The following is a 22,191-nucleotide window of genomic DNA, read 5'->3' on the forward strand; positions in this document are numbered from 1 at the left end:
GGGGCGGGCGCTACCGGCGGGCGGCCCCCTCCAGGTGACGGCGCACGGCGCGGGCCGCGTGGTGGCCGGGCATGCCGTGGACGCCCGGGCCGGGCGGGCTGGCGGAGGAGCAGAGGAAGACCCCGGGGCGCGAGGTGGTGTACGGGTTCCACTGCAGTTTGGGGCGGAAGGCCATCTGCAGGCCGGCGAAGGCCCCGCTGCCGATGTCGCCGCCGACGTAGTTGGCGTTGCGGGCGGCGAGTTCGGCCGGTCCGCTGACCGCCCGGGCGAGGACGAGGTCCCGGAAGCCGGGGGCGAAGCGCTCGATCTGCCGCTCGACGGACTCGGTGGCGTCGCCGCGCCAGCCGTTGGGCACGTGCCCGTACGCCCAGAAGACGTGCTTGCCCTCGGGGGCCCGCCCGGGGTCGACGACGGTGGGCTGGGCGGTGATGAGGAACGGGGTCTGCGGCGGGCGGCCGCGTACCGCCCGGTTCAGCGCGTCGCCGATCTCGCCGAAGGTCGGCCCGATGTGCACGGTGCCGGCCCGGCGGGCCTCGGCGGCGGTCCAGGGCACGGGACCGTCCAGGGCGTAGTCGATCTTCCAGACCGCGGGTCCGTAGCGGTAGTTCCGGTACACGTCGCCGAGCCCGGCGATGCGCGCCAGCGCGGTCGGCGAGGTGTCGAAGACGTACGCGCGCGCCGGCGGCAGCTCGTCAAGCTTGCGGACCATGACGCCGGTGTGGACGGTGCCGCCGAGCAGCCGCAGGTAGGACGCGAGGGCGTCGGCGAGCGACTGCGAGCCGCCACGCGGGACCGGCCAGCCGACCTCGTGGCCGGAGACGGCGAACATCAGCGCCGTCGCACCGGTGAGCGGGCTGGTCAGCGGGGCGATCGCGTGGGCGGCGAGACCGGCCAGCAGCCCGCGGGCCTTCTCGTCGCGGAACAGCCGGGCGAGCACGGCCACCGGCGGGAGCCCGGTCAGTCCGAAGCTCGCGAAGCGCAGCGGGTCGCGGGGCAGTCCCCGCCACTGGGGGCGCAGGAAGTCGTGGGCGAGGGTCTTCCAGCGGCCGATGTAAGGGGCCAGGAGCCTGCGGTAGGTGCCCGCGTCGCGCGGTCCGAGCGAGGCGGCGGTCGCGCCGACCGTGCGGTCCAGCACCGCGGCGGTGCCGTCGTCGAAGGGGTGCGCGAGCGGCAGCTCGGGGTGGAGCCACCGCAGGCCGTGGTCGGCGAGCGGCATCGCGTTGAACGCGGGCGAGCCGGCGCCGAGCGGGTGCACGGCCGAGCAGGGGTCGTGACGGAAGCCCGGCAGGGTCAGTTCCTCGGTGCGCGCGCCGCCGCCGACGTGGTCGCCGGCCTCGAAGAGCTCCACGGAGTACCCGGCGCGGGCGAGTTCGACCGCGGCGGTCAGGCCGTTGGGCCCGGCTCCGACGACGATGACGTCCGTGACGTGTGCCCTGCTCATCGGTCACCTGCCATGAGGTCGACGACCCGTCGCGCGGTCGCCTCGTCGCGCGCCACGGAGAAGGGGAAGACGTTGCCGCCGCCGATGCGGAAGGGCACGCCCTCCGCGGTGATGCTGGCGCCGCCGGCCTCGGTGACCAGCAGCAGTCCGGCCGCGTGGTCCCAGGGCGACTCCCAGGTGAAGGCGACGGCGTCGATGGCGCCCCGGGCGACCTCCAGGTAGTCCAGGCCTGCGCAGGTGCACTGGCGGGACTCGACGCCGTCGGTGCCGAGCCCCTCGAACCGGCGCCGCTCCTGTTCGTCGAGGAAGGCGAACTGCGAGGTGGCGACGGTGAGCGCGGACCCACCGGAGTCGCGGGCGGTGCGGATCGGCTCGCCGTTGAGCAGGGCGCCCCCGCCGCGCCGGGCGGTGGCCATGAGGGCCAGCCTCGGCACGTACGTCCAGGAGGCGTGGACCTCGCCGCCGCGGGCGAGCGCGACGAGCGTGGCGAACTCGGGCCTGCCGGCGACGAAGTTGGCGGTGCCGTCGACGGGGTCGACGATCCACACCGGTTCGTCCCCGCCGATGCGGCGCAGGATGCCCGGGTCGGCGTGCACGGCCTCCTCCCCCACCACGACCGAACCGGGCAGCAACGCCGGCAGTTCCTCGGCGAGCCGCAGCTCCGCCTCGCGGTCGGCGACGGTGACCAGGTCCCCCGGTCCGGTCTTGTGGCTGATGTCGGCTGCGCTCAGCCGGCGCCAGCGCGGCACGACCTCCGCCTCGGCGGCCGCGCGCACCGTGTCCTCGACCGCCTTGAAGAGTGCGTCATCGATCACTCCTCCATCAGACCAGATCGTCCGCGGCGCCGCGCACCCGTGGTGGCTTTGGCGGGTTCACGCCGTCCGTGCGGCAGGTCCCGCCTTCCGCATCAGGGCGCTGTACAGCACGAACGAGCTGACCAGGCCGACCGCCCAGCCGTAGTCCGCGAGCGGCTTCAGCAGCGGGATCAGGCCGTCGACGGGGAACGGGCCCTGCTTGCGGCCCTCGGCGTCGACGGTGGAGTACGAGCCGCCGACCGCCAGCAGGCCGCCCACGACGAGGGCGAGCACCGCCCGCCAGTTCCAGCCGCGGAGGTACCAGTAGCGTCCGCCACCTGCCTCGTACAGCTCGGGCAGCGCCAAGTGGGTGCGCCGGACGACCCAGTAGTCGGCGATGAGGACGCCGGCCACGGTGCCGAGGACACCGCCGACCACGCCCAGCCAGGTGAAGATGTACAGCTCGGGGGTGGAGGTCAGTTTCCAGGGGAAGATCAGCACCCCGACGACGCCGGTGATCAGCGCGCCGGTGCGGAAGTCGACGTGCCGGGGCGCGAGGTTGGACAGGTCGTACGCCGGGGAGACCACGTTGGCCGCGATGTTGACGCTGATGGTGGCGACCAGCACCGTGACCAGGGCGTACAGCAGGCCGATGACGTTGTCGGTCTTGCCGGCCAGCTCGACCGGGTCCCAGATGGCCTCGCCGTAGACCGCCTGGGAGCCGGAGGTGACCAGCACCGACAGGACGGCGAAGAGGGTCATCGTGGTCGGCAGCCCGAGCGACTGGCCCCAGACCTGGGCACGCTGCCCGGCCCCGAAGCGGGTGAAGTCGGGGATGTTGAGGGAGAGGGTCGACCAGAAGCCGATCATGCCCATGAGGGCGGGGAAGAAGACCTTCCAGAAGTCCCCGCCCCAGCCGAGGGCGGAGGGCTGGTCCAGCAGGTGGCCGAGGCCGCCCGCCTTGTTGGTGATCCAGACCAGCAGGACGACGGCGCCGACGAGGACGAAGGGCGCGGCCCAGTTCTCGAAGCGGCGGAGCGTCTCCATGCCCCGGTAGATGATCGCGAGTTCCAGCGCCCAGAAGGCGAGGAAGCAGACCCACAGCGTCCACGGGTAGCCCGCCACGTGCGCGGCGCCCGCCCAGCCGCCCCAGATCTTGCCGAGGAGGACGAAGATGCCCTGGCCGCCGATCCAGGTCTGGATGCCGAACCAGGCGCAGGCCACGGCGGCGCGCAGCATCGCCGGGAGGTTGGCCCCGCGCACCCCGAAGGAGGAACGGGCCAGCACCGGGAAGGGGATGCCGTACTTGGGGCCCGCGTGGCCGGTGAGCAGCATCGGCGCGAGCACGATGACGTTGGCCAGGGCGATGGTGAACACCGCCTGCTTCCAGTCCATGCCGAGGGCGACCAGGCCGGAGGCGAGCGTCCACGACGGGATGTTGTGCGCCATCCCGATCCACAGCGCGGTGAAGTTGTAGGTGGTCCAGTGCCGTTTGGCGATGGGGATCGGCAGCAGGTCCTCGTTGGCGTACCGACCGTGCGGCACGGCCGCGTCGAGGCGGAGCTCGACGCGGCCGTCGGGGTGCGTGATCTGGGCGGGCGGCGTGGGGGCCGGCATGGGTGCGGTGCTCCCCCTCAGCCGCTCAGTGCGGGGATGACGGTGGATCCGTAGGCGTCGATGGTGGATTCCTTGGCGTCGTGCATGTCGTAGACCGCGAACTGGTCGACGCCGAGGGCCTTCAGGGCGCGCAGCTTCTCGATGTGGCGCTCCGGGGTGCCCAAGAGGCAGAAGCGGTCGACGATCTCGTCGGGGACGAACGTGGTGTCGGGGTTCCCGGAACGGCCGTGGTGGGAGTAGTCGTACCCCTGACGGGCCTTGATGTAGTCGGTGAGTTCGTCGGGGACGGAGGCGGAGTGCTCGCCGTACCTGGCCACCAGGTCGGCGACGTGGTTGCCGACCATGCCGCCGAACCAGCGGCACTGGTCGCGGGCGTGGGCCAGGGCCTGCGGGGAGTCGTCCTCGGTGACGTACGCGGGGGCCGCCACGCAGACCTTCACCTGCGCGGGGTCGCGGCCGGCGGCGACCGCGGCGTCCCTGACCGATTTGACCATCCACTCGGTCAGGTACACGTCGGCGAGCTGCAGGATGAACCCGTCCGCCTTCGCCCCGGCGATCGCCAGCGCCTTCGGCCCGTACGCCGCCATCCACACCGGCAGTTCCGCCCCCTCCTTGATCCAGGGGATCCGGATGACAGTGCCGCCGAGGTCGGCCTCGCGGCCCTCGGCGAGCTCGCGGATGACGTGCATCGCCTCCTCGATGCGGGCGAGGGTGTTGGGCTTGCGGCCCGCCACACGCATCGCCGAGTCGCCCCGGCCGATGCCGCAGATCGTCCGGTTGCCGAACATCTCGTTCAGCGTGGCGAAGGTGGACGCGGTCACCTCCCAGGTACGGGTGCCCGGATTGGTGACCATGGAGCCGACGACCATCCGCTCCGTCCGCGCGAGGATCTGGCTGTAGATGACGAACGGCTCCTGCCACAGCACCGTGGAGTCGAAGGTCCAGCCGTGGGTGAAGCCGTTGCGCTCGGCGCGCCGCATCAGCTCCACGACCCCCGACGCTGGCGGGTCCGTCTGCAGGACGAGTCCGAAGTCCATGGGTCCACGCGCCTTTCTCAGATGAGGTACTGGCAGGTTCCGCGCGGGGTGTACTGGCCGTGGCCCGCCCGTCCGACGTACTCCCGGCCGTCGATGACGGGCTCGCCGCGGGAGAGCACGGTCTCGACCCGGCCGGTGATCCGCCGGCCCTCGTAGGCCGAGTAGTCGACGTTCATGTGGTGGGTGGAGGCGGACATGACCTGCTCCGCGCCGGGGTCGTAGATGACGATGTCGGCGTCCGTGCCCGGCGCGATGGTGCCCTTGCGCGGGTACAGCCCGAACATCCGCGCCGGGGTCGCGCAGGCGATCTCGATCCACCGGCGCCGGCTGATGTGCCCGTCCACCACCGCCTGATGGAGCAGGTCCATCCGGTTCTCCACCCCCGGCAGACCGTTGGGGATCTTGGAGAAGTCACCCCGGCCCAACTCCTTCTGCCCCACGAAGCAGAACGGGCAGTGGTCCGTGGACACCACCTGCAGGTCGTTGGTCCGCAGGGCCCGCCAGAGCACCGCCTGGTGCTCCTTCGGGCGCAGCGGCGTGGAGCAGACGTACTTGGCGCCCTCGAAGTCCGGCTCGGCCAGGTTGTCCGTGGACAGGAACAGGTACTGCGGGCAGGTCTCCCCGAACACGTTCAGCCCCTCGTCCCTGGCGAGGGCGATCTGCTCGACGGCCTGCTGCGCCGAGACGTGGACGACGTAGAGCGGGGAGCCCGCGACCTGGGCGAGCCGGATGGCACGGTGGGTCGCCTCGGCCTCGAGGAGGGCGTGGCGCACCTCGCCGTGGTAGCGCGGGTCCGTCTTGCCCGCGGCCAGCGCCTGTTCGACGAGCACGTCGATGGCGATGCCGTTCTCCGCGTGCATCATGATCAGGCCGCCGTTGTCGGCACCGCGCTGCATGGCGCGCAGGATGCGGCCGTCGTCGCTGTAGAAGACGCCGGGGTAGGCCATGAACAGCTTGAAGCTGGTGACGCCCTCCTCGACGAGGATGTCCATCTCCTTGAGGGTGTCCTCGTTCACGTCGGAGAGGATCATGTGGAAGCCGTAGTCGACGGCGCACTGGGCGTCGGCCTTGGCGTGCCAGGTGTCGAGTCCGGCGCGCAGCGACTCGCCCACCGACTGGACGGCGAAGTCCACGATCGTCGTCGTGCCGCCCCAGGCGGCGGCCCGGGTGCCGGTCTCGAAGGTGTCCGAGGCGTGGGTGCCGCCGAAGGGCAGCTCCATGTGGGTGTGGGCGTCGACACCGCCCGGGATGACGTACTTCCCGGTCGCGTCGATGACGCGGTCGGCGGACGCGGTCCAGCCCTGCGCCGCGTCGGAGTCGTGCGACGCGAGGGCGGCGACCCTGCCCCCCTCGACGAGGACGTCGGCGTGGACCTCCTCCGCGGCGGTGACGACCAGTCCGCCCCGGATGACGATGCGGCTCATGCTCCCACTCCTTCCACTGGCTGAGGGCGGGGTCCCCGGAAACCTCGATGCCATGTCGGAAAGGCTCTACGCACGTAGACCCCGCCATGGTGGAAAACGTATGACCGGTCACCCATGGTGGCAATACCGCTGCTCTCCATCGGCGGGGGCGCTCGCTCCTCCTCCGCACCCCCGTACGGCGAACGCTCACAATATGCCATGAACCGGGCGTGTTGGTCTGTAGGTGACGAGGTGCGAAATCGCGTTGCCCCGGCCGCGGCGGCACGGCGACGATGGGCGGATGGAGGATCCCGCATGCGGCTGAGGCTGCGTCACTTCCGCCCGCACACCGGCCCGGTGGAGCACCACGTCGCGCAGCCGTGGCATCCCCCGCGCCACACGGCGCTCACCGACCCCGTCGCGTACGGCTTCCCTCTCGGCGACCACGCCGGGCTCTCGACACCGGCCCGACTGTTCTCCCTCGCGGTCCGCCACTCGCCGCGCGGCGGCCGCGCCGGCCTCGTCCTGGTCCGCCACTCGCCGGGCCTGCGGGTGAGCCGGTGGCCCCGGCTGTGCCACCGGCCGACGGGCAGGGTGCCGCTGACGGTCCGCACGGACGAGGCGCGCACGGCGCTCGACGCCGTCGCCTGGTGGCAGCCGTTTGGCCACGCGGATTCCCACGACCGGCTGCGGCCGGTCGGCCACGCGCGGACGCTGTTCCTCGTCGGCGGCCGCGGCACGTTCTCCTTCGCCGCCGCGCAGTTGGCGTGGGCGGCCGGCCAGGGGGCACGTCAGAAGGGTGTGGTGAAGGGGCACGTGGTCCTGGTCGCGCAGTTCACCCCACTGCCGGAACCCGGAGACCGGCGACGCGGGCCCGAGCTCGACGTCGCCTTCAAGGCGTACCCGCCGTGCGCCCACTTCCGCAGACCGGGCCGTCCGCGACGCCGGGCCGACGCCCCGTCACCCCCGCCCGCCGCCGCACCGCCGGTGGGGCGCCCATGAGGCTCGCGACGTTCAACGTGCTGCACGGCCTGCCGATCAGGGACGGCAGACCGGCCCCCTTCCCCGGCGGTGCCGCCGCCGGGGAGCCGCTCGCCCGCGCCGTCGCGTCCCTGGACGCCGACGTCCTCGCGCTGCAGGAACTCGACCGCTTCCAGGAACGGTCCGGCCGGGTCGACCAGGCCGCGGCCGCCGCCGCGGCGTCGGGCGCCCGGGACTGGCGCTACGCGTCGGCGGTCCACGGGTGCTCGGTGCCCGGCACCGGGTGGGTGCCCGATCCGGCCGTGCCCGGCATGCGGGTGTCCGGGCCCAAGGACGCGGACCGGGGCGAGGGCCCACCGTCCCACGGGATCGCCCTGGTCACCCGGCTCCCCGTACGGGAATGGCGGGCCCGGCGGCTGTCCCCCTCGCCCGTGGGCATGCCCCTGCGGGTGCCCGGGCTCGCCGGGCTCCGGATGATGGCCGACCAGCCGCGCTGCGCGCTGGCCGCCGTCCTGGAGGGCACGCACGGCCCGTTCACGGTGGTCGCCGTGCACCTGTCGTTCGTCCCCGGCTGGAACGTGGGCCAGTTGACCGCGGTCCGCCGCTGGATCGCCGGCCTGCCCCGGCCCCATCTGCTGCTGGGCGACCTCAACCTGGTGGGCCCGGTGCCGCCGCTGGCGCTGGGCGGGGCCTGGCGGGCGCTGGCCCGTACGCGCACCTACCCCTCACACCGTCCCGTGGTGCAGTTCGACCACGTGCTGGCGGCGGGGGTCGGGCGGGCCGCCGTGCGCTCCGCGTGGGCGCCGGCCGTGCCGGTCTCCGACCACCGGCCGCTCGTCGTCGACCTGGAGATCTGACCGCGGTGGCGGCGCGGGCCGGGGCCCGCGGCCCCGGCCCTGTGGCGCACCGTCAGGCCGGGCCGTCGCCCAGCTCGCTCTGCGCCTGCTTGAGCGCGGACTCCAGGATCGAGGCCCCTTCCTCCGCCTCGGCGACGGTCAGCGAGAGCGGCGGCGCGATGCGCAGCGCGTCGCCGGCCCGGCCGCCCTTGCCGATCAGCAGACCCCCCTCGCGGGCCGCTTCGAGGACCACGCCCGCCGCGGCCGACGAGGCCAGTTCGACGCCGAGCATCAGCCCGCGGCCGCGCACCTCCCGGACCACCGGGAGCCCGGCGGAGATGGCCTCCAGCCGCGACTTGAGCAGGCCGCCCACGCGCCGGGCGTTGCCCTGCAGGTCGTGGTCGAGGAGGTACTGCAGGTTGGCCAGCGCGCCGGCCGTGGTGATGGGGCTGCCGCCGAACGTGGAGATGGAGTTGGCGGTGAGGCAGTTCATCACCTCGGCGCGGGCGACGACGCCTCCCATGGACAGGCCGTTGCCGACGCCTTTGGCGAAGGTCAGGACGTCCGGCGGGCCGGAGCCCTCGTGCGCCTGCCAGCCCCAGAAGTGCTCACCGGTGCGGCCCCAGCCGGTCTGCACCTCGTCGGTGATCCAGAGGATGCCGTGCCGGTCGAGGACCTCCTTGAAGGCCGCCAGCAGCCCGTCCGGGCCCGAGGTGAAGCCCCCGACGCCCTGGATCGGCTCGGCGATCAGGGCGGCGACCTGGCCGTTGGCCTGGCCGAGCATGTCCTCCAGGTCCGCCACGCACGCGGCCGTGAACTCGGCGTCGGACAGGTGCGCGTACGGGCCGCGGTGCCGGACGCCGCCGTGCACGTACAGCGTCTGCAGCGGCGACAGGCTCGTCGGCGACCAGGAGGTGTTGCCGGTGATGCCGATCGCCGAGAAGGAGCGGCCGTGGTAGCTGTTGCGCAGCGCCAGGATCTGGTTGGACCTGCGGTACGTGGTGGCGAGCAGCAGCGCGGTGTCGTTCGCCTCCGTGCCGGAGGTGGTGAAGAAGACCCGGGCGTCCGGGATGCCCGACAGGCGGGCGATGCGCTCGGCGAGGTCGACCGCCTGGGAGCTCAGGTAGAGCGTGGAGGAGTGCAGGATCCTCCCGGCCTGCTCGCGGACCGCGGCGGTGACCTCGGGCAGGGCGTGCGCGGTCATGGTGGTGAGGATGCCGCCGAAGAAGTCCAGGTACTGCCGGCCCTCGGCGTCCCAGACGTGGCGGCCCTCGCCGTGGGTGATCTCGATCGGCTCCCGGTAGTACGTCGCCAGCCACTGCGGCATCACGGCCTGGTGGCGGGAGTGGAGCGCGGCGTGCGGGTTCTCGGTGATGGTCATGGACGTGTTCACGCCTCCGTCAGGGTGCCGTAGGCGTCAGGGCGGCGGTCCCGGTAGAAGGCCCACTGCTGGCGCACCGCGGGGATCAGGTCGAGGTCCAGGTCGCGCACGATCAGTTGCTCCTCCTTGTCGGAGGCGACGTCGCCCACGAACTGGCCGCGCGGGTCGACGAAGTAGGACGTGCCGTAGAAGTCGTTGTCGCCGTAGTCCGGTTCCTGGCCGACCCGGTTGATGGCGGCGACGAAGTACTCGTTGGCGACGGCCGCGGCCGGCTGCTCCAGCTGCCACAGGTACGAGGAGAGCCCGCGGTGCGTCGCCGAGGGGTTGTAGACCAGTTGCGCGCCGGCGAGGCCGAGCGCCCGCCAGCCCTCGGGGAAGTGGCGGTCGTAGCAGATGTAGACGCCGACCTTGCCGACGGCCGTGTCGAAGACCGGCCAGCCCAGGTTGCCGGGCTTGAAGTAGTACTTCTCCCAGAAACCCTTGACCTGCGGGATGTGGTGCTTGCGGTACTTGCCGAGGTAGCTGCCGTCGGCGTCGATCACGGCGGCGGTGTTGTAGTAGAAGCCGTCCTGCTCGATCTCGTACACCGGCACCACCATCACCATGCCCGTCTCCCGGGCGAGCGCCTGCATGCGCTGCACGGTCGGGCCGTCCGGCACCCGCTCGGCCCACCGGTAGTTCTCGGCCTCCTGCACCTGGCAGAAGTACGGGGAGTTGAACACCTCCTGGAAGCCGATCACCTGGGCGCCCCGCGCGGCCGCCTCGCGGGCGTGCTCCTCGTGCTTCGCGATCATCGATTCGGTGTCACCGGTCCACGTCGCCTGGACGAGCGCGGCGCGTACGACATTGGGCATGACAGCTCCTTTGACGCGAGGTCACGCCGGAACGGCGGGCAGGTCTACGCACGTAGATCCGGCGCTGGGACGAACGTAAGAGCCCACAGCCCACTGTGGCAATACCGGCGCCGTTACTCAACGAAGCCGATCAGATTTCGCGGCCGGGCAGACCCGCTCGGCGCAGTGCGGCGGCCACGTCGCGGCGCTTGGACACCGACACCAGACCCGCCGCGTCCAGGAGCGGGCCGACGAGCCCGGCGCGCTCATGGGCGATGCCGGCCGCTGCCTCCGGGCTGCGGGCGCGCACGAGGGCGACCAGCAGGCTCAGCGCCGCGTCCCGATGGCCGGCGTCGAGGAGGGCCCCGGCGGTCGCGGCGATCTCGGCGGCGGGCCGGGCGGCCGCCTGGTGCAGCAGGGTCCGGCAGTCGTCACCGCGGCCCGCCGAGTCCAGGGCGGTCGCGGCGGCCGCCAGGCGGTGCGGGGGCTGCGCGGCCAGCTCCCACAGCAGGGTGGCCACGTCGGCGGCCAGTCCCGAGCGCTCCAGCGCGGCCGCGAGCTCGGGGGCGTCCTCGGGCGGGCCGGCGACGGCCTCGCTCATCAGCACGTACGCCTCGCCGGTGCGGCCGGTGCGGCGCAGCTCCGCCATGCGCGCCGCGGTCGCCCGCGCGGCCTCCCTGCGGACGTGCGCCTCCCGGACGTCGGTGTGCCCGTGCGCGGCCTCGCGGGCGTGGGGGGTGTCATGGCCCGCCGCGCCGGCGAAGCGCGCCCCTCGGGGGCCGGGGGCGGCATCGTCCTGCGGAGCCGCCCCCACGGGCGGCACCACGGGCGGCACGACCACCTCGGCCTCGGGCGCCCCGGCGAAGCGGGCCCCGCCGTACCGTGCTCCTCCGCGGGGCCGTTCCTTGCGCCCCCGCCCGGAGGGCCGGTGCTCCGTCCGGGCCTGCGCGCGGGCGCCGTCGCCGGGTGCGGGTGCGGCGGCCGGGCCGGCGTCGGCCGGGGACGGGGGCGCGGCCGGGGCGCGGGGCGTCGGCACGCGGGGCGTCCGGTCCGCCTCCGGGCGGAACCACCCGTCGGGCACGGCGGGGCGGGAGCGGACCGCGTCGAGCCGCGCCTGCACCTCCGCGCAGCGCGCGACGGCCCGTTCGCGGTCGTCGCGGGCCCAGGCAAGCTCGTTGCCCAGGCGCTCCGCCTCGGCGGAGGTGGGGGCGCCGCGCAGCGCGGCGGCGACGTCACGCTCGTGCAGCACCGCGTACTGGCGTTCCCGGAGTAAGACGTCCAGCCGTGAACCCAGCGCCGCCTCGCCGCCCGGTACGGCGTCGTGGGCGGCGACGGCGGCGGCATGCAGCCTGCGGGCGCGCTCGGCCGCCTCCTGCGCCGGGTGGGTGCCACGGGCGGTGGCGACGTCCTGGAGGAGGGCGAGGACGACGTCCCACGGCGGGACGTCGGTGCCGTCGAGCCAGGCCCGCACGCCGTCGGGATCACGTTCGGCGAAGACCGCGTACCAGCCGGGCGTGTCGCCCACCGCGCCGACGAGCCCCCGGAGGTACCCGGCGAACTCGCCGACCTGCTCGATGACCTGGCTGTGCGCCCCGCGCTCCACTGTCGCTCCTCCCTGCCCGCCGCCTGGCGGCGGAAGCGTGTGGTCCGCACGGCATTCGACACCCGCTGTGTTACGGGGGTGCTACGGAGAGTTTTCACGGAAGGGGCAGAGGCTGCACGGGCGCCCGGGCCCCGCGCGGAGGCACGGCGGCGCGCCCCCCGGCCGGGGGCGCCACCAAGGCGTCGCCGGTCCTCAGGACCCGGCCGACTCCGGATGGTGACGGCGGTAGTGGCGCGCGACACGGGCCCGGTTGCCGCAGGACGGCTTGCACCACTCCTGACGGCCGTGGGACTTGACGAAGTACCGGACGCACCGGGGCGCGGTGCAGGCACGCAGCCGTTCCCGCTCGGGTCCGGCCAGGAAGTCGACGGCCGCGCGGGCCAGCTCGGCGACGATCCGCGCGGCGGAGTCAACGCACTCCGCCGCGGGCACGAGACGGGCCACGGGAGCCTCCTCCGCCTCCCACACGAGCCGGGGGACGACGGGGATCCGCGCCGCGGCGGCGTTGAGGTGCGCGAGGGCCTCCTCCGCGGGCATCAGACGCCGGGCGTCGGCCGAGCTGGACGGCCCGGGCGCCACGGCGCGGGCGAACAGCGCCCGGACGGCGCGGCGGAGGGCGAGGACGTCGGCGAGGGCGGCGTCGTCCGCGGTGAAGCCGCCGGGCCCGGGAAGGTGTTCGCGGGCCCACGCCGTCAGGGCGGACGGGTCGCCGAGGTCGTCGGCGACCCCTCCGTCGCCGTCGTGCCGGATGGTGCTCACCAGTTCCAGGGCCAGGTAGCGCTCCACGGCGCCCCTCCTCTTGATCGTCCGCCGGTCGCACCCTACCGTTCTAATGTTAGAACTCGGATTACGCATTAACCCTGGAGGGGAACGGCCCATGCTGCTGGCTCACATCAGCGACCTGCATCTCGACGGCACCGAACGCTCGACGGAGCGCGCCACCCGCGTCATGGCCTACCTGCGCGGGCTTCCCCGGCCGCCGGACGCGCTGCTGGTCACCGGGGACATCGCCGACCACGGCGCCCCCGACGAGTACGAGGAGGCGGCCCGGATCCTGGAAGCACCCTTCCCGGTGCTCCCTTGCCCGGGCAACCACGACCGGCGGGCCGCCTACCGCAAGGCGCTGCTGGGCGAGGCCGAGACGGCGGGACCGGTGAACCGGGCGCACCTCGTCGCCGGGACCGCGGTGCTGATGTGCGACTCGACGATCCCGGAGGAGGACGACGGCCTCCTGGACGAGGAGACCCTGCGGTGGCTGTCGGCGACGCTGGACGGGCTGGTCCCCGGTACGCCCGCGCTGGTGGCCTTCCACCACCCGCCCGTCGCGCTCCACCATCCGCTGCCCGACGGCTACCGGCTGGGCGGGCCCGGGGCCCTGGAGGAACTGCTGGCCGCGCACCCCGAAGTGATCGCCGTCCTGACCGGGCACGCGCACACGCCCGCCGCCACCACCTTCGCCGGGCGGCCGCTGATCGCCGCGCCAGGGGTGACGTGGACGCTGCGCATGCCGTGGGAGGGCGAACAGGACGGCTCGGTCGCCGACCGTTCGGCGCCGCCCGGCGTCGCCTTCCACGTGCTGGACGACGAGCGGCGCCTGACGACCCACTACCGCGTGGTGCTCTGAACCACCATCGCCGAGCCGCCGCCGCGGCGCACCGTCTCGGCGGCGGCGAGCCAGCGGCCGTCCGGCAGCCGCTGGACGCCGGTCGTCGCACCGATCTCACCCGCGTCGGCGAAGCTGTGCCCGATGTCCTTCAGCTCCGCCGCCACGTCGCTCGCGAGGAAGGCCGGCTCGACCTGCGTGGTCGCGGCGTTGCGCTGGCTGGCGCGCGGCGCGGCGATCGCGTCCACCAGCGGCATCCCGCGGTCGACGTGCTCGGTCAGCACCTGCAGCACGGTGGTGATGATCGTGGCGCCGCCGGGCGAGCCGAGCGCGAAGTCGACGCGGCCGTCCTTCAGCACGATCGTCGGCGACATCGAGGAGCGCGGCCGCTTCCCCGGGCCCGGCAGGTTGGGGTCGTGCACCGAGGCACTCGCCGGGACGAACGAGAAGTCGGTCAGCTCGTTGTTGAGCAGGAAACCGCGCCCGGGGACGGTGATGGCGCTGCCACCCGTCTGCTCGATGGTCAGCGTGTACGCGACGACGTTGCCCCACTTGTCGGCGACAGTGAGGTGCGTGGTGTTCTCGCCCTCGTACGTCGTCGGGGCGGCCTTGCCGCCGCGGTCGCAGCGCGCCGGCTGGGCCGGGTCGCCCGGGGCGACCGGGCTGGTCAGTACCGCGTCGTCCTTGATCAGGCAGGCCCGGGAGTCCGCGAACGACTGCGACAGCAGTCCCGCGGTCGGGACCTTCTCGAAGGCCGGGTCGCCGACCCAGCGTCCGCGGTCGGCGAAGGAGATCCGGCTCGCCTCGAGGAAGCGGTGCAGGTACTGGGCGTCGGAGAGCCGGGAGAGCCTGCCGGTCCGCTCCAGGATGTTCAGCGCCTCGCCGACGGTGGTGCCGCCGGAGGAGGAGGGCGCCATGCCGTAGACGTCCAGGCCGCGGTAGGAGACCCGGGTCGGGTTCTGCGGCTTGGCCTTGTAGGCCTTCAGGTCCGCCGTCGTGAGGTCGCCGGGGCGGACGACCCGCGTCGCGGCCGGGTCCACCGGCGGCTTGCGCACGGTGTTCACGATGTCGGCGCCTATGCCGCCGCCGTAGACGGCGGAGACGCCTTCGCGGCCCAGCTCGTCGTAGGTGCGGGCGAGGTCGGGGTTCTTGAGGGTGGAGCTCACCGCGGGCGGCTGCCCGCCGGGCAGGAAGAGCGCGGCGGTGGCCGGGAAGTCCTTGAAGCGCGCCTGGTTGGCTTCCGTCTGGCTGCGGAAGGTGGCGTCCACGGTGAACCCGTCGTGCGCGAGGCGCTCGGCGGGTCGCAGCACGTCACCCAGGCTGCGGCTGCCCCAGGATCTCAGGGCGGTGTCCCAGGTCGCGGGGGTCCCGGGGACGCCGACGCTCAGACCGCTGGTGACGGCGTCGTTGAAGGGCAGCGGCTGGCCGTTCTCGACGAAGAGCTTGTCGGTGGCGCTCTTGGGGGCCGTCTCGCGGCCGTCGATGGTGTGGACCTTGCGCTGCCTCGCGTCGTAGTAGACGAAGTAACCGCCGCCGCCGATGCCCGAGGAGTACGGCTCGGTGACGCCCAGGGCGGCCGCGGTGGCGACCGCGGCGTCCACGGCGTTCCCTCCGCGCCGCAGCACCTCGATGCCGGCGGCGGAGGCGTCGGCGTCGACGCTGGAGACCGCGCCCCCGTAGCCGACGGCGAGCGGGGCCTTGGCGGGCGTGGCGTCCCGGGCCCGGGCGTCCGCCCCCGGCGGGGCAGCGGCCACCGACAGCGCGGCGGTGGCGGTTACGGCGAGCAGCGACAGACTCCGTACAGCGTGACGACGCATACGTGGACCTCCACTGGGGCGACCGTCCGGGCAGCCTAACCCCACCCTGCCTTCCTCGTCAGGAACGCCTCAACTACGATCCCGGCCCATGAGCGACGACGTGCGCAACTTCGTCCTGGGACTGGCCGCGAGCGGTATCAGCGCCGCGCTGGGCTGGTTCGTCCGCACGTACCTGTGGCGGCGCAAGCTGCGGCGCAAACAGCGCTTCTTCGGGCTGCCCACCGGCTCGGAGTGCCTGCTGGTGATCAACCGCGATCCGGGCTCGACCCGGGGATGGAGCGTGGCGCGCCATGACGTCTTCGCGCTGATCGAACTGTCCGCGCTGATCAAGGAGTGCGGGGCGCACGCCGAGATCCTGCCCCACGACACCGCCTGGCAGGGCTTCGGCGCGCGCACCGAGTTCTGCGTCGGCGGTCCGATATCCAACCACCGCATGGCGGCGCACCTGCGCTCCATGCTGCCCGGTTTCCAGGTCAACGACTTCACCGGGCCCGTCGAGGACCAGGGCGCGCTGACCGTGGGCGGCGAGACCTACCGCATGGAGAAGGGCAAGGTGGAGTACGTCTTCCTGGCCCGGCTGGCCGCCGACGAGAACACCGGGAACAACCGCCCGGTCTTCCTCGCCTCCGGCCAGCGCGGGGTGACCAACCAGGCCGCCGTGCGCTACCTCGCCCGCCACTACCAGCGGCTGTCCCGCAAGTACGGCGTGGACGGCACCTTCTGCCTGCTGCTGAAGGTCGTCAACTCCGACGCCTACGGACCCGACGTGGTGGAGGTCGTCGCCGACGTCACCCGCGAGGCCAAGACCCCCGCCACCCGGCCGGTGACCGTCACCGCGGAGTGACGGCCCGGGACCGGGCGGGCGGCCGCGGGGGCACGGGCCCCCGCGGCCCCGTCATATGCGGCCGCGCACGCAGAGCCGGTCCAGGACGGCAGCGGCCATGGCCTTCTCGCCCAGCGCGTTGGGATGGGCGGGCGCGGCCGGAGCGGCGGGCGTGAGCGGCTCGATCCAGCGGACCCCGGGGGCCGTGCACATGTCGTGGCCGACGGTCGGGGTGTAGGTGTCGGCGTAGGTCGCGTGGGCGGCCTTGGCACGACGGGCCAGCATGGCGTTGAGCCGCTTCTCGGTGTCCCGGAGGTACGCGAAGTCCTTGTCGGCGAAGGGCACGGCCGGGCGGCAGCCGACCCCGCTGTCGGGGAGCAGCGCCGGGTAGCCGACGACCACGACGCGGGCCCCCGGCGCGCGGTGGTGGATGGCGTCCAGCACGGCGTCGATCTTCGGTGCCGTCTGCTCCACGGCGGCCCGCAACTGGTCGGTTCCGCCGGCCGTGTAGTACTTCTCGCAGGGATTGCCGGTCGGGTCGGAGACCGCGGCGCCGGCGCAGGTGCGGATGATGCTGCCGAAGCCGACGTCGTTGCCGCCGATCTGCAGGGTGACCAGGGAGGTCCGCCGGCTCAGGGCGTCCAGCTGCGGCGGGTTGCTGCCCTGCGCCTTCCACATCTCGGCGGTGGTGGCCCCGCCGCAGCTCACGTCGGTCAGGGTGGTGCCTCTCAGCCGCCCAGCCACCAGCGAGGGGTAGTTCCGGTTCGACCGGGCGCAATTGGCGTCCACCTGATCGGGGATGAGCGGTCCCGACGTGTACGAGTCCCCGAGCGCGACGTACGCGTCCCGGTGGCTGTTGCCGTGACCGTTGCCCTGGTGGTGGCCGTCGCGCGTGAACGCGGTGGCCGGAACCGCGCTCACCGCGGTGAGCACGAGCGCGGCCGACGCCGCGGCCGCTCCCAGGATCCATGCACGTCCGACACCCATCGGGCCCTCCCCCAGTCGACGCTGACGGGTTCAGATTCGGCGCCCCTCGTGGCCGAAGTCAATGGATGCGTCGCAAGTTCGCTCGACGGACTGACGTTCCCTCAGCTCAAGGCAATCGTTACTGGCGCGTAACATGCAGACGTATTACCAACGGTAAGCGGCTCTGGTTACTCTCCAGTCACTTTGTCACGGGGACATCTGGAGCCGCCATGAGAGCGCCTCGTACCACCGCGGGAACGTTTTCCGCCGTCCTGCTCGCCACCGCGGCACTGGGCATCGCGACCCCCGCCGCGCGCGCGACCCCGGTCGCAGACCCGGGCACCACGGCCGGCGCGGTCCGCGCGGCGGGCACCTCCGCCGCCCCCTCCGTCCGCTTCGTCGACATCCCGGGAGCCGGCGGGATCACCCTCAAGGGGAACGTCTTCACCCCTTCGGGTAACGGCGGTCGCGAGGCAAGTGCGCGCTATCCCGCCGTCGTCCTCCCCAGCAGCTGGGGCCTGAACGACCTGCAGTACCTGGCCCAGGCACAGAAGCTCGCCGACTCCGGTTACGTCGTGGTGAGTTACACCGCTCGCGGCTTCTACCTCTCCGGCGGGACGATCGACGTCGCCGGGCCGCTCGACGTCGCGGACATCTCGAAGGTCATCGACTGGACGCTCGCCAACACCCCCGCCGATTCCGGCCGGATCGGCATGGCCGGCGTCTCCTACGGTGCCGGGCTGACCCTCATGGGCGCCGCGCACGACCCCCGGGTCAAGGCGGTGGCGGCACTCAGCGGCTGGGCGGACCTGACCGAGTCCATCTACGGCGGCCGCACCCAGCACCTGCAGTCCTCCCTGCTGCTGGGCGCCGCCGGATACCTCACGGGCCGGCCCAGCGCCGAGTTCCAGCGGGTGCTCGGCGACTTCCTGGCCTCCGACTACGACCGGGAGGACGAGCTGATCGCCTGGAGCCGGCTGCGCTCCCCCGGCACCTACCTCGACCGGATCAACGCCAACGGCACCGCCGTGATGCTCGCCAACGCCTGGGGCGACACGATCTTCCCGCCCAACCAGCTCGCCTCGTTCTACGACCGGCTGACCGTCCCCAAGCGTCTGGAATTCCGCCCTGGCGACCACGCGACACCGGAGATCACGGGGCTGTTCGGGCTGCCCAACGACGTCTGGTCCGACACGCGGCGCTGGCTGGACCACCACCTCAAGGGCGTGGACAACGGCATCGACAAGGAGCTGCCGGTCCGCCTGGCCTCCCGCGGCGGTGGCGGCTACGAGGGGTACGGCAGCTGGTCGGCCGTGCCCTCGGCCACCCGCGAGCTGCCGCTGGACGGCACCCGCCGCATCGCCGCGAACATCGACTCGGGCGCGGACGGCGGCATCATCTTCCTCTCCTCGCTCGCCGACCAGCTCGCTAAGGCCCCGCCCGTCGTCTCCGTGCCGCTGTTGCCGCGTGCCTTCGCCGCGGTCTGGCAGAGTCCCCGCGACGAGACCGTGCAGCAGGTCCGCGGCACCCCCGTGCTGCACACCACGGTGACGCCCTCGGCCTCGCGGGGCACCTTCGTGGCCTACCTGTACGACGTGAACTCCCTCGGCATCGGCAAGCTGATCACGCACGCCCCCTACACCTTCACCGACCGCGCCCCGGGAAGCCCCTTCGCGGTGGACCTGGAGCTGTACTCCACCGCCTACGACGTCCCGGCCGGCCACCGCCTGGCCGTGGTCGTGGACACCGTCGACCCCCTCTACATCGAGCACAACCCGGCCTTCTCCGGGCTGGCCTTCTCCTCCCCGGCGGTGGACCCGTCAAGGCTCTCCGTGCCGCTACGCCGACCCTCACTCCCGTAGCGTGCGTACCTCGGTACGCAGCTGTGGCCTGCGTACCTAACGTCGTGCCAGGAGCGGGAGAGAGGACTGCGGGGATGGCCGAGCCGGCGCCGGTGTACCAGTGGATCGCCGACGACCTCATGCGGCGGATCGACGAGGGACTCCTCAAGCCCGAGTCCCGCATCCCCTCCCGTTCCCGGCTCAAGGAGGCCTACAAGGCGAGCGACCAGACCGTCGACCGGGCGGTGCGCGTGCTGAAGGCGGCGGGCTACGTCGAAGGGCAGTTCGGGCGCGGGGTGTTCGTGATCGACCGTTCGGCCCGCGGGACGCTCGACCGCGGAACCGGCGCCGTCGACTCACCCTTCGCCACACGGGTCGCCGGTGACGCCGCCGCGGTGGACTGGGAGGCCTCGACGGTCACCACGACCGCCCCGCCGGCCATCGCCGAGCGGCTCGGCATCGCCACCGGCGACCCGGTGGTGATGACCCGTTACGAGTACCTGGCGAACCGCCGGCCCGTCCAGCTCGCGACCAGTTGGGAGCCGCTGGCCATCACCGACGGCACGGACGTCGCGCACCCCGAGCGCGGCCCCTACGCCCGCCGCGGGGTACGGGGACGGCTGGCCGCGATCGGGGTCCGCGTGGTGCGGGCCCGCGAGGTCCTGGAGTCGCGGCCCGCCACCGGCTGGGAGGCGCAGACCCTCGGCTGTGCGCACGGCCAGTGCGTGACGGCCGTCCAGCGGACGTACTTCGACGCCGACGACCGCGCCGTGGAGACCTCGGACACGGTGATCCGCGCCGACCGCTGGCGCGTGGCGTACAGCATCGACTTCTCGTCCTGACCGGCTGCCGGACGGGCGCGTGGCAGGACACGGCGGGGCCGCGCCCCTCGGCCCGATGGTGGCGCGCGATCGCTAACGGCCTCCGGCTGCGGCGCCCGCGTGGCCCTCGCCCAGTACCCGGCCGACCAGGGCGTCGCGGTCGGCCTTGGGGATGGCGGTCCAGCGGGTACCGCGGATCGCGCCCTCGAGGGCGAGCAGGGTGTGGGTGCAGGCGTCCTCGGGAAGCCCCTCGCGGATCATCGCGAAGGCCCCTCCGGATCCGAGGCGGCGCAGCTCGTCGGCGTCCGGCACACCGGCGCTGCGGAGGCGCTCGGCCAGGACCGCGCCGATGTTGGGCATCTGCTGCAGGGAGTCCATGACCCCATCATGCACCTCCCGACGCCCCGTCAGACGGCGATCTCGGCCCAGACACGCTTGCCGCCCGGCAGGAGGTCTGTCCCCCAGCGGTAGGTGAGGGCCGAAACCACCTGAAGACCGCGGGCGCTCCCCGTCGTGTCGGGGACCCGCCCGGTCAGCACCAGGCAGGGCGGAGTGCGGGAGCCGTCGCGGACCGACATGTGCACCAGCGTCAGCCGCCGCGACAGCGTGACGCCCACACGCCGGCCACCGGCGTGCCGCACGGCGTTGGAGACGAGCTCGGCGAGGACGATGCTCGCGGGGTCCATCAGGTACCCGAGATCCCACGCGTCCAGGGTCGCCGCCAGGATGCGGCGCGCCTGGGCGGGCGCCAGGTCGTCGGCGGGCAGGAAGACCTCGCCCAGCAGGACGGTGGCGGGTGGGGCCGGGACGGGTTCGGCCGCCGGACCGTGGGTATGGAGGGTATCCGGAGGGGACTCGTCTCCGGCACCGCGGTCGGCGCCGGGGGCGACGCGCCGGAACGGGGGCTGTGCGGCCAGGTTGTCCCCCATGTGACCACCTCACAGGTGTCGTAGGTGGCGCCGAGCATTCCGTGAAGCACACGTGCACGCGATACCCCCGCGCTATTCTCACCACGACATACCCGCTGGTAACGCCGGTGGAAGGAACCGGCGCCGGTACGGAGGGGAGTCGTGGATGTCGGGACCGGTTTCTGGCGATGCCGTCGAGATCCCCGCGTGGGCCTGGGAGCGCGAGGAGATACGGGAGGCGCTGCGGGCCCGCGACGCCGGGGCGATCCTGCGGTTCGCGCAGCAGTACGGCGGCGCGAGCCAGTCGCGCATCGCCGCCGCGACGGGGCTGCTGCAGGGCCGGGTCAACGAGATCGTGCGGGGCCGCCGCTCGGTGGTGCGGTTCGACGTGTTCGAGCGGATCGCGCAGGGGCTGCGCATGCCGGACCACGCACGGATGCTCATGGGACTCGCGCCGCGCCGCCTGCGCTCGTACGGTGTGCGCGACCTGATGGACCATCCGCAGGTCGCGGCGGTCGCGCTGACCAAGCCCGAGGCGGCCGCGGAGATCCGCGAGGTGGCCGCGAGCGCCGACGCGGTGGACGTGGTGGGCGTGCGCGCCCTGGGCCTGGTGGCGCTCGGCGACTCGCTGCTGCGCGGGCCGCTGACCCGCGACGGCCGGACCGGGGCCCCCCGCATGCGGCTGCTGTTGCTGCACCCGGAGAGCCCCGCGGTCGCCCGGATCGCGGAGGAGGTCGGCGAGACACCGCGCTTCTTCGCGTCGAGCCTGCGCTTCGCGGAGGACATGCTCGCCGCCCTCGCCGAAGAAGGAACGATTCAGCTGGAGGTCTACCGCTACCGCACCGCGCCGGTGTGGCGGTTGGTGCGCCTCGACGGTGCCGCCTTCGTCTCCGTCATCGGACCGCCGGCGGACCCGCGGGGCTCGCTGGTCTACCGGCTCTCCGCCACACCGCCCGGCTCGGTGCTCTACGGCTTCGACCGCTGGTTCGAGGCCATGCTCGGCGAGGCCGAGCGCGTCATCTAGGAACGCCGGGCGGCGCTCAGGCCTCGGACGCCTCCGCGTGGACCTGGGACAGCTCCGGGGTGCCGCTCTCCGCCCACTCGTGGCCGGCCTCGACGACGTCGAGTTCACGGCCGGAGGCCAGCAGGATGACGGGCCGGCCGTTGGGCCAGATCTGCCAGCTCGCGCCCGGCACGGTGCGCACGACGACCGTGCCGAGGTAGAGCCCGGCGTCGTTGCCGAGCCAGGACAGCTCGTCCGGGTCGTCGCGCCAGCGCGGCACCAGTTGGTCCAGGCGCTCCAAAGAGACGGCCGTGTCGTCCAGTTCCACGCCCTCGGCCTCGGCCCTGGCGCGCAGCAGTTCGCACTCGGAGAGCAGTTCCGCGACTCCTTCCGGGTCCTCGGCGAGGGACTCCGGTACGGCCGCGCCGCGGACCTCGCCGTACCGTTTGCGCCACCTGTCCAGGAAGGAGATGTCCATGGGCA

At 73.3% G+C, this 22,191-nt stretch carries 21 protein-coding genes; 7 read left to right on the forward strand and 14 right to left on the reverse strand.

The genetic code is table 11. The features are described from left to right. Window positions 1-10: 10 nt before the first annotated feature. Genes ACFV3E_RS15120 through hydA form a run of 5 tightly spaced genes read right to left on the reverse strand, consistent with a single transcriptional unit; the run spans window position 11 to window position 6,313 of the window. Window positions 11-1,441: a phytoene desaturase family protein gene (locus tag ACFV3E_RS15120; protein WP_500535095.1), complete on the reverse strand. Its 1,431-nt coding sequence runs from the start codon at window positions 1,439-1,441 to the stop codon at window positions 11-13. Continuing rightward, window positions 1,438-2,256 (reverse strand): inositol monophosphatase family protein, encoded by an 819-nt coding sequence (locus ACFV3E_RS15125; protein ID WP_500535096.1) that lies wholly within the window; start codon window positions 2,254-2,256, stop codon window positions 1,438-1,440. The genes ACFV3E_RS15120 and ACFV3E_RS15125 overlap by 4 nt, the downstream gene beginning before the upstream one ends. Before the next feature lie 57 nt (window positions 2,257-2,313). Then, on the reverse strand, window positions 2,314-3,852 hold the full coding sequence (locus ACFV3E_RS15130; protein ID WP_500535097.1) for an NCS1 family nucleobase:cation symporter-1: 1,539 nt from the start codon (window positions 3,850-3,852) through the stop codon (window positions 2,314-2,316). A gap of 17 nt (window positions 3,853-3,869) precedes the next feature. Continuing rightward, entirely contained in the window at window positions 3,870-4,889 is a 1,020-nt protein-coding gene (locus ACFV3E_RS15135; RefSeq protein ID WP_500535098.1) for a TIGR03842 family LLM class F420-dependent oxidoreductase, read from the reverse strand. Between the two features lie 17 nt (window positions 4,890-4,906). Beyond that, on the reverse strand, window positions 4,907-6,313 hold the full coding sequence (gene hydA / locus ACFV3E_RS15140) for a dihydropyrimidinase (RefSeq protein ID WP_500535099.1): 1,407 nt from the start codon (window positions 6,311-6,313) through the stop codon (window positions 4,907-4,909). 294 nt (window positions 6,314-6,607) lie between these two features. On the opposite strand from hydA, the gene ACFV3E_RS15145 reads away from it, so the two are divergent. Both ACFV3E_RS15145 and ACFV3E_RS15150 read left to right on the forward strand, forming a co-directional pair. Then, complete coding sequence (locus ACFV3E_RS15145; protein ID WP_500535100.1) at window positions 6,608-7,294, forward strand: hypothetical protein; 687 nt, start codon at window positions 6,608-6,610, stop codon at window positions 7,292-7,294. Then, window positions 7,291-8,130, forward strand: coding sequence for an endonuclease/exonuclease/phosphatase family protein (locus ACFV3E_RS15150; RefSeq protein WP_500535101.1), 840 nt, complete (start codon window positions 7,291-7,293; stop codon window positions 8,128-8,130). The genes ACFV3E_RS15145 and ACFV3E_RS15150 overlap by 4 nt, the downstream gene beginning before the upstream one ends. Before the next feature lie 52 nt (window positions 8,131-8,182). Here ACFV3E_RS15150 and ACFV3E_RS15155 read toward each other — a convergent pair whose 3' ends face one another. The 4 genes from ACFV3E_RS15155 to ACFV3E_RS15170 form a co-directional block, all read right to left on the reverse strand. Then, the gene (locus ACFV3E_RS15155) at window positions 8,183-9,490 is read right to left on the reverse strand and encodes an aspartate aminotransferase family protein (protein WP_500365132.1); all 1,308 of its coding nucleotides are present in this window, start codon (window positions 9,488-9,490) and stop codon (window positions 8,183-8,185) included. Between the two features lie 8 nt (window positions 9,491-9,498). Next, window positions 9,499-10,344, reverse strand: a complete 846-nt coding sequence (locus tag ACFV3E_RS15160) for a carbon-nitrogen hydrolase family protein (protein WP_499514796.1) — start codon at window positions 10,342-10,344, stop codon at window positions 9,499-9,501. Window positions 10,345-10,474: 130 nt separating this feature from the next. Beyond that, a complete protein-coding gene (locus ACFV3E_RS15165) occupies window positions 10,475-11,926 on the reverse strand; it encodes a hypothetical protein (protein ID WP_500535102.1) in 1,452 nt (483 codons plus the stop codon). A gap of 192 nt (window positions 11,927-12,118) precedes the next feature. Then, complete coding sequence (locus ACFV3E_RS15170) at window positions 12,119-12,712, reverse strand: CGNR zinc finger domain-containing protein (protein ID WP_500535103.1); 594 nt, start codon at window positions 12,710-12,712, stop codon at window positions 12,119-12,121. A gap of 91 nt (window positions 12,713-12,803) precedes the next feature. Here ACFV3E_RS15170 and ACFV3E_RS15175 point away from each other — a divergent pair, with 91 nt between their 5' ends. Further along, window positions 12,804-13,550, forward strand: coding sequence for a metallophosphoesterase (locus ACFV3E_RS15175; protein WP_500535104.1), 747 nt, complete (start codon window positions 12,804-12,806; stop codon window positions 13,548-13,550). Here the strand turns inward: ACFV3E_RS15175 and ggt are convergent. After that, the gene (ggt, locus tag ACFV3E_RS15180; RefSeq protein WP_500535105.1) at window positions 13,532-15,346 is read right to left on the reverse strand and encodes a gamma-glutamyltransferase; all 1,815 of its coding nucleotides are present in this window, start codon (window positions 15,344-15,346) and stop codon (window positions 13,532-13,534) included. The two genes, ACFV3E_RS15175 and ggt, sit on opposite strands and share 19 nt — an antisense overlap. Before the next feature lie 88 nt (window positions 15,347-15,434). Between ggt and ACFV3E_RS15185 the strand changes: the two genes are divergently transcribed. Next, window positions 15,435-16,190, forward strand: coding sequence for a hypothetical protein (locus tag ACFV3E_RS15185; RefSeq protein ID WP_500535106.1), 756 nt, complete (start codon window positions 15,435-15,437; stop codon window positions 16,188-16,190). 51 nt (window positions 16,191-16,241) lie between these two features. Here ACFV3E_RS15185 and ACFV3E_RS15190 read toward each other — a convergent pair whose 3' ends face one another. Then, window positions 16,242-17,156, reverse strand: a complete 915-nt coding sequence (locus ACFV3E_RS15190) for an SGNH/GDSL hydrolase family protein (protein WP_500535107.1) — start codon at window positions 17,154-17,156, stop codon at window positions 16,242-16,244. A gap of 209 nt (window positions 17,157-17,365) precedes the next feature. Between ACFV3E_RS15190 and ACFV3E_RS15195 the strand changes: the two genes are divergently transcribed. Both ACFV3E_RS15195 and ACFV3E_RS15200 read left to right on the forward strand, forming a co-directional pair. Continuing rightward, window positions 17,366-18,997: a CocE/NonD family hydrolase gene (locus ACFV3E_RS15195; RefSeq protein ID WP_500535108.1), complete on the forward strand. Its 1,632-nt coding sequence runs from the start codon at window positions 17,366-17,368 to the stop codon at window positions 18,995-18,997. Between the two features lie 74 nt (window positions 18,998-19,071). Further along, window positions 19,072-19,818, forward strand: a complete 747-nt coding sequence (locus tag ACFV3E_RS15200; RefSeq protein WP_500535109.1) for a GntR family transcriptional regulator — start codon at window positions 19,072-19,074, stop codon at window positions 19,816-19,818. A 72-nt stretch (window positions 19,819-19,890) separates the two neighbouring features. Here ACFV3E_RS15200 and ACFV3E_RS15205 read toward each other — a convergent pair whose 3' ends face one another. Together ACFV3E_RS15205 and ACFV3E_RS15210 are read right to left on the reverse strand one after the other, a co-directional pair. Next, window positions 19,891-20,175: a TfoX/Sxy family DNA transformation protein gene (locus ACFV3E_RS15205; RefSeq protein ID WP_326571765.1), complete on the reverse strand. Its 285-nt coding sequence runs from the start codon at window positions 20,173-20,175 to the stop codon at window positions 19,891-19,893. A 29-nt stretch (window positions 20,176-20,204) separates the two neighbouring features. Continuing rightward, entirely contained in the window at window positions 20,205-20,726 is a 522-nt protein-coding gene (locus ACFV3E_RS15210; protein ID WP_500357012.1) for an ATP-binding protein, read from the reverse strand. 145 nt (window positions 20,727-20,871) lie between these two features. Here ACFV3E_RS15210 and ACFV3E_RS15215 point away from each other — a divergent pair, with 145 nt between their 5' ends. Next, the gene (locus ACFV3E_RS15215; RefSeq protein WP_500535110.1) at window positions 20,872-21,729 is read left to right on the forward strand and encodes a helix-turn-helix domain-containing protein; all 858 of its coding nucleotides are present in this window, start codon (window positions 20,872-20,874) and stop codon (window positions 21,727-21,729) included. A 16-nt stretch (window positions 21,730-21,745) separates the two neighbouring features. On the opposite strand, the gene ACFV3E_RS15220 is transcribed toward ACFV3E_RS15215, so the two are convergent. Further along, complete coding sequence (locus tag ACFV3E_RS15220) at window positions 21,746-22,186, reverse strand: DUF6278 family protein (protein ID WP_500365157.1); 441 nt, start codon at window positions 22,184-22,186, stop codon at window positions 21,746-21,748. Between the last annotated feature and the right edge of the window lie 5 nt (window positions 22,187-22,191).

This window comes from Streptomyces sp. NPDC059718, assembly GCF_042733315.1.
Classification (GTDB): domain Bacteria; phylum Actinomycetota; class Actinomycetes; order Streptomycetales; family Streptomycetaceae; genus Actinacidiphila.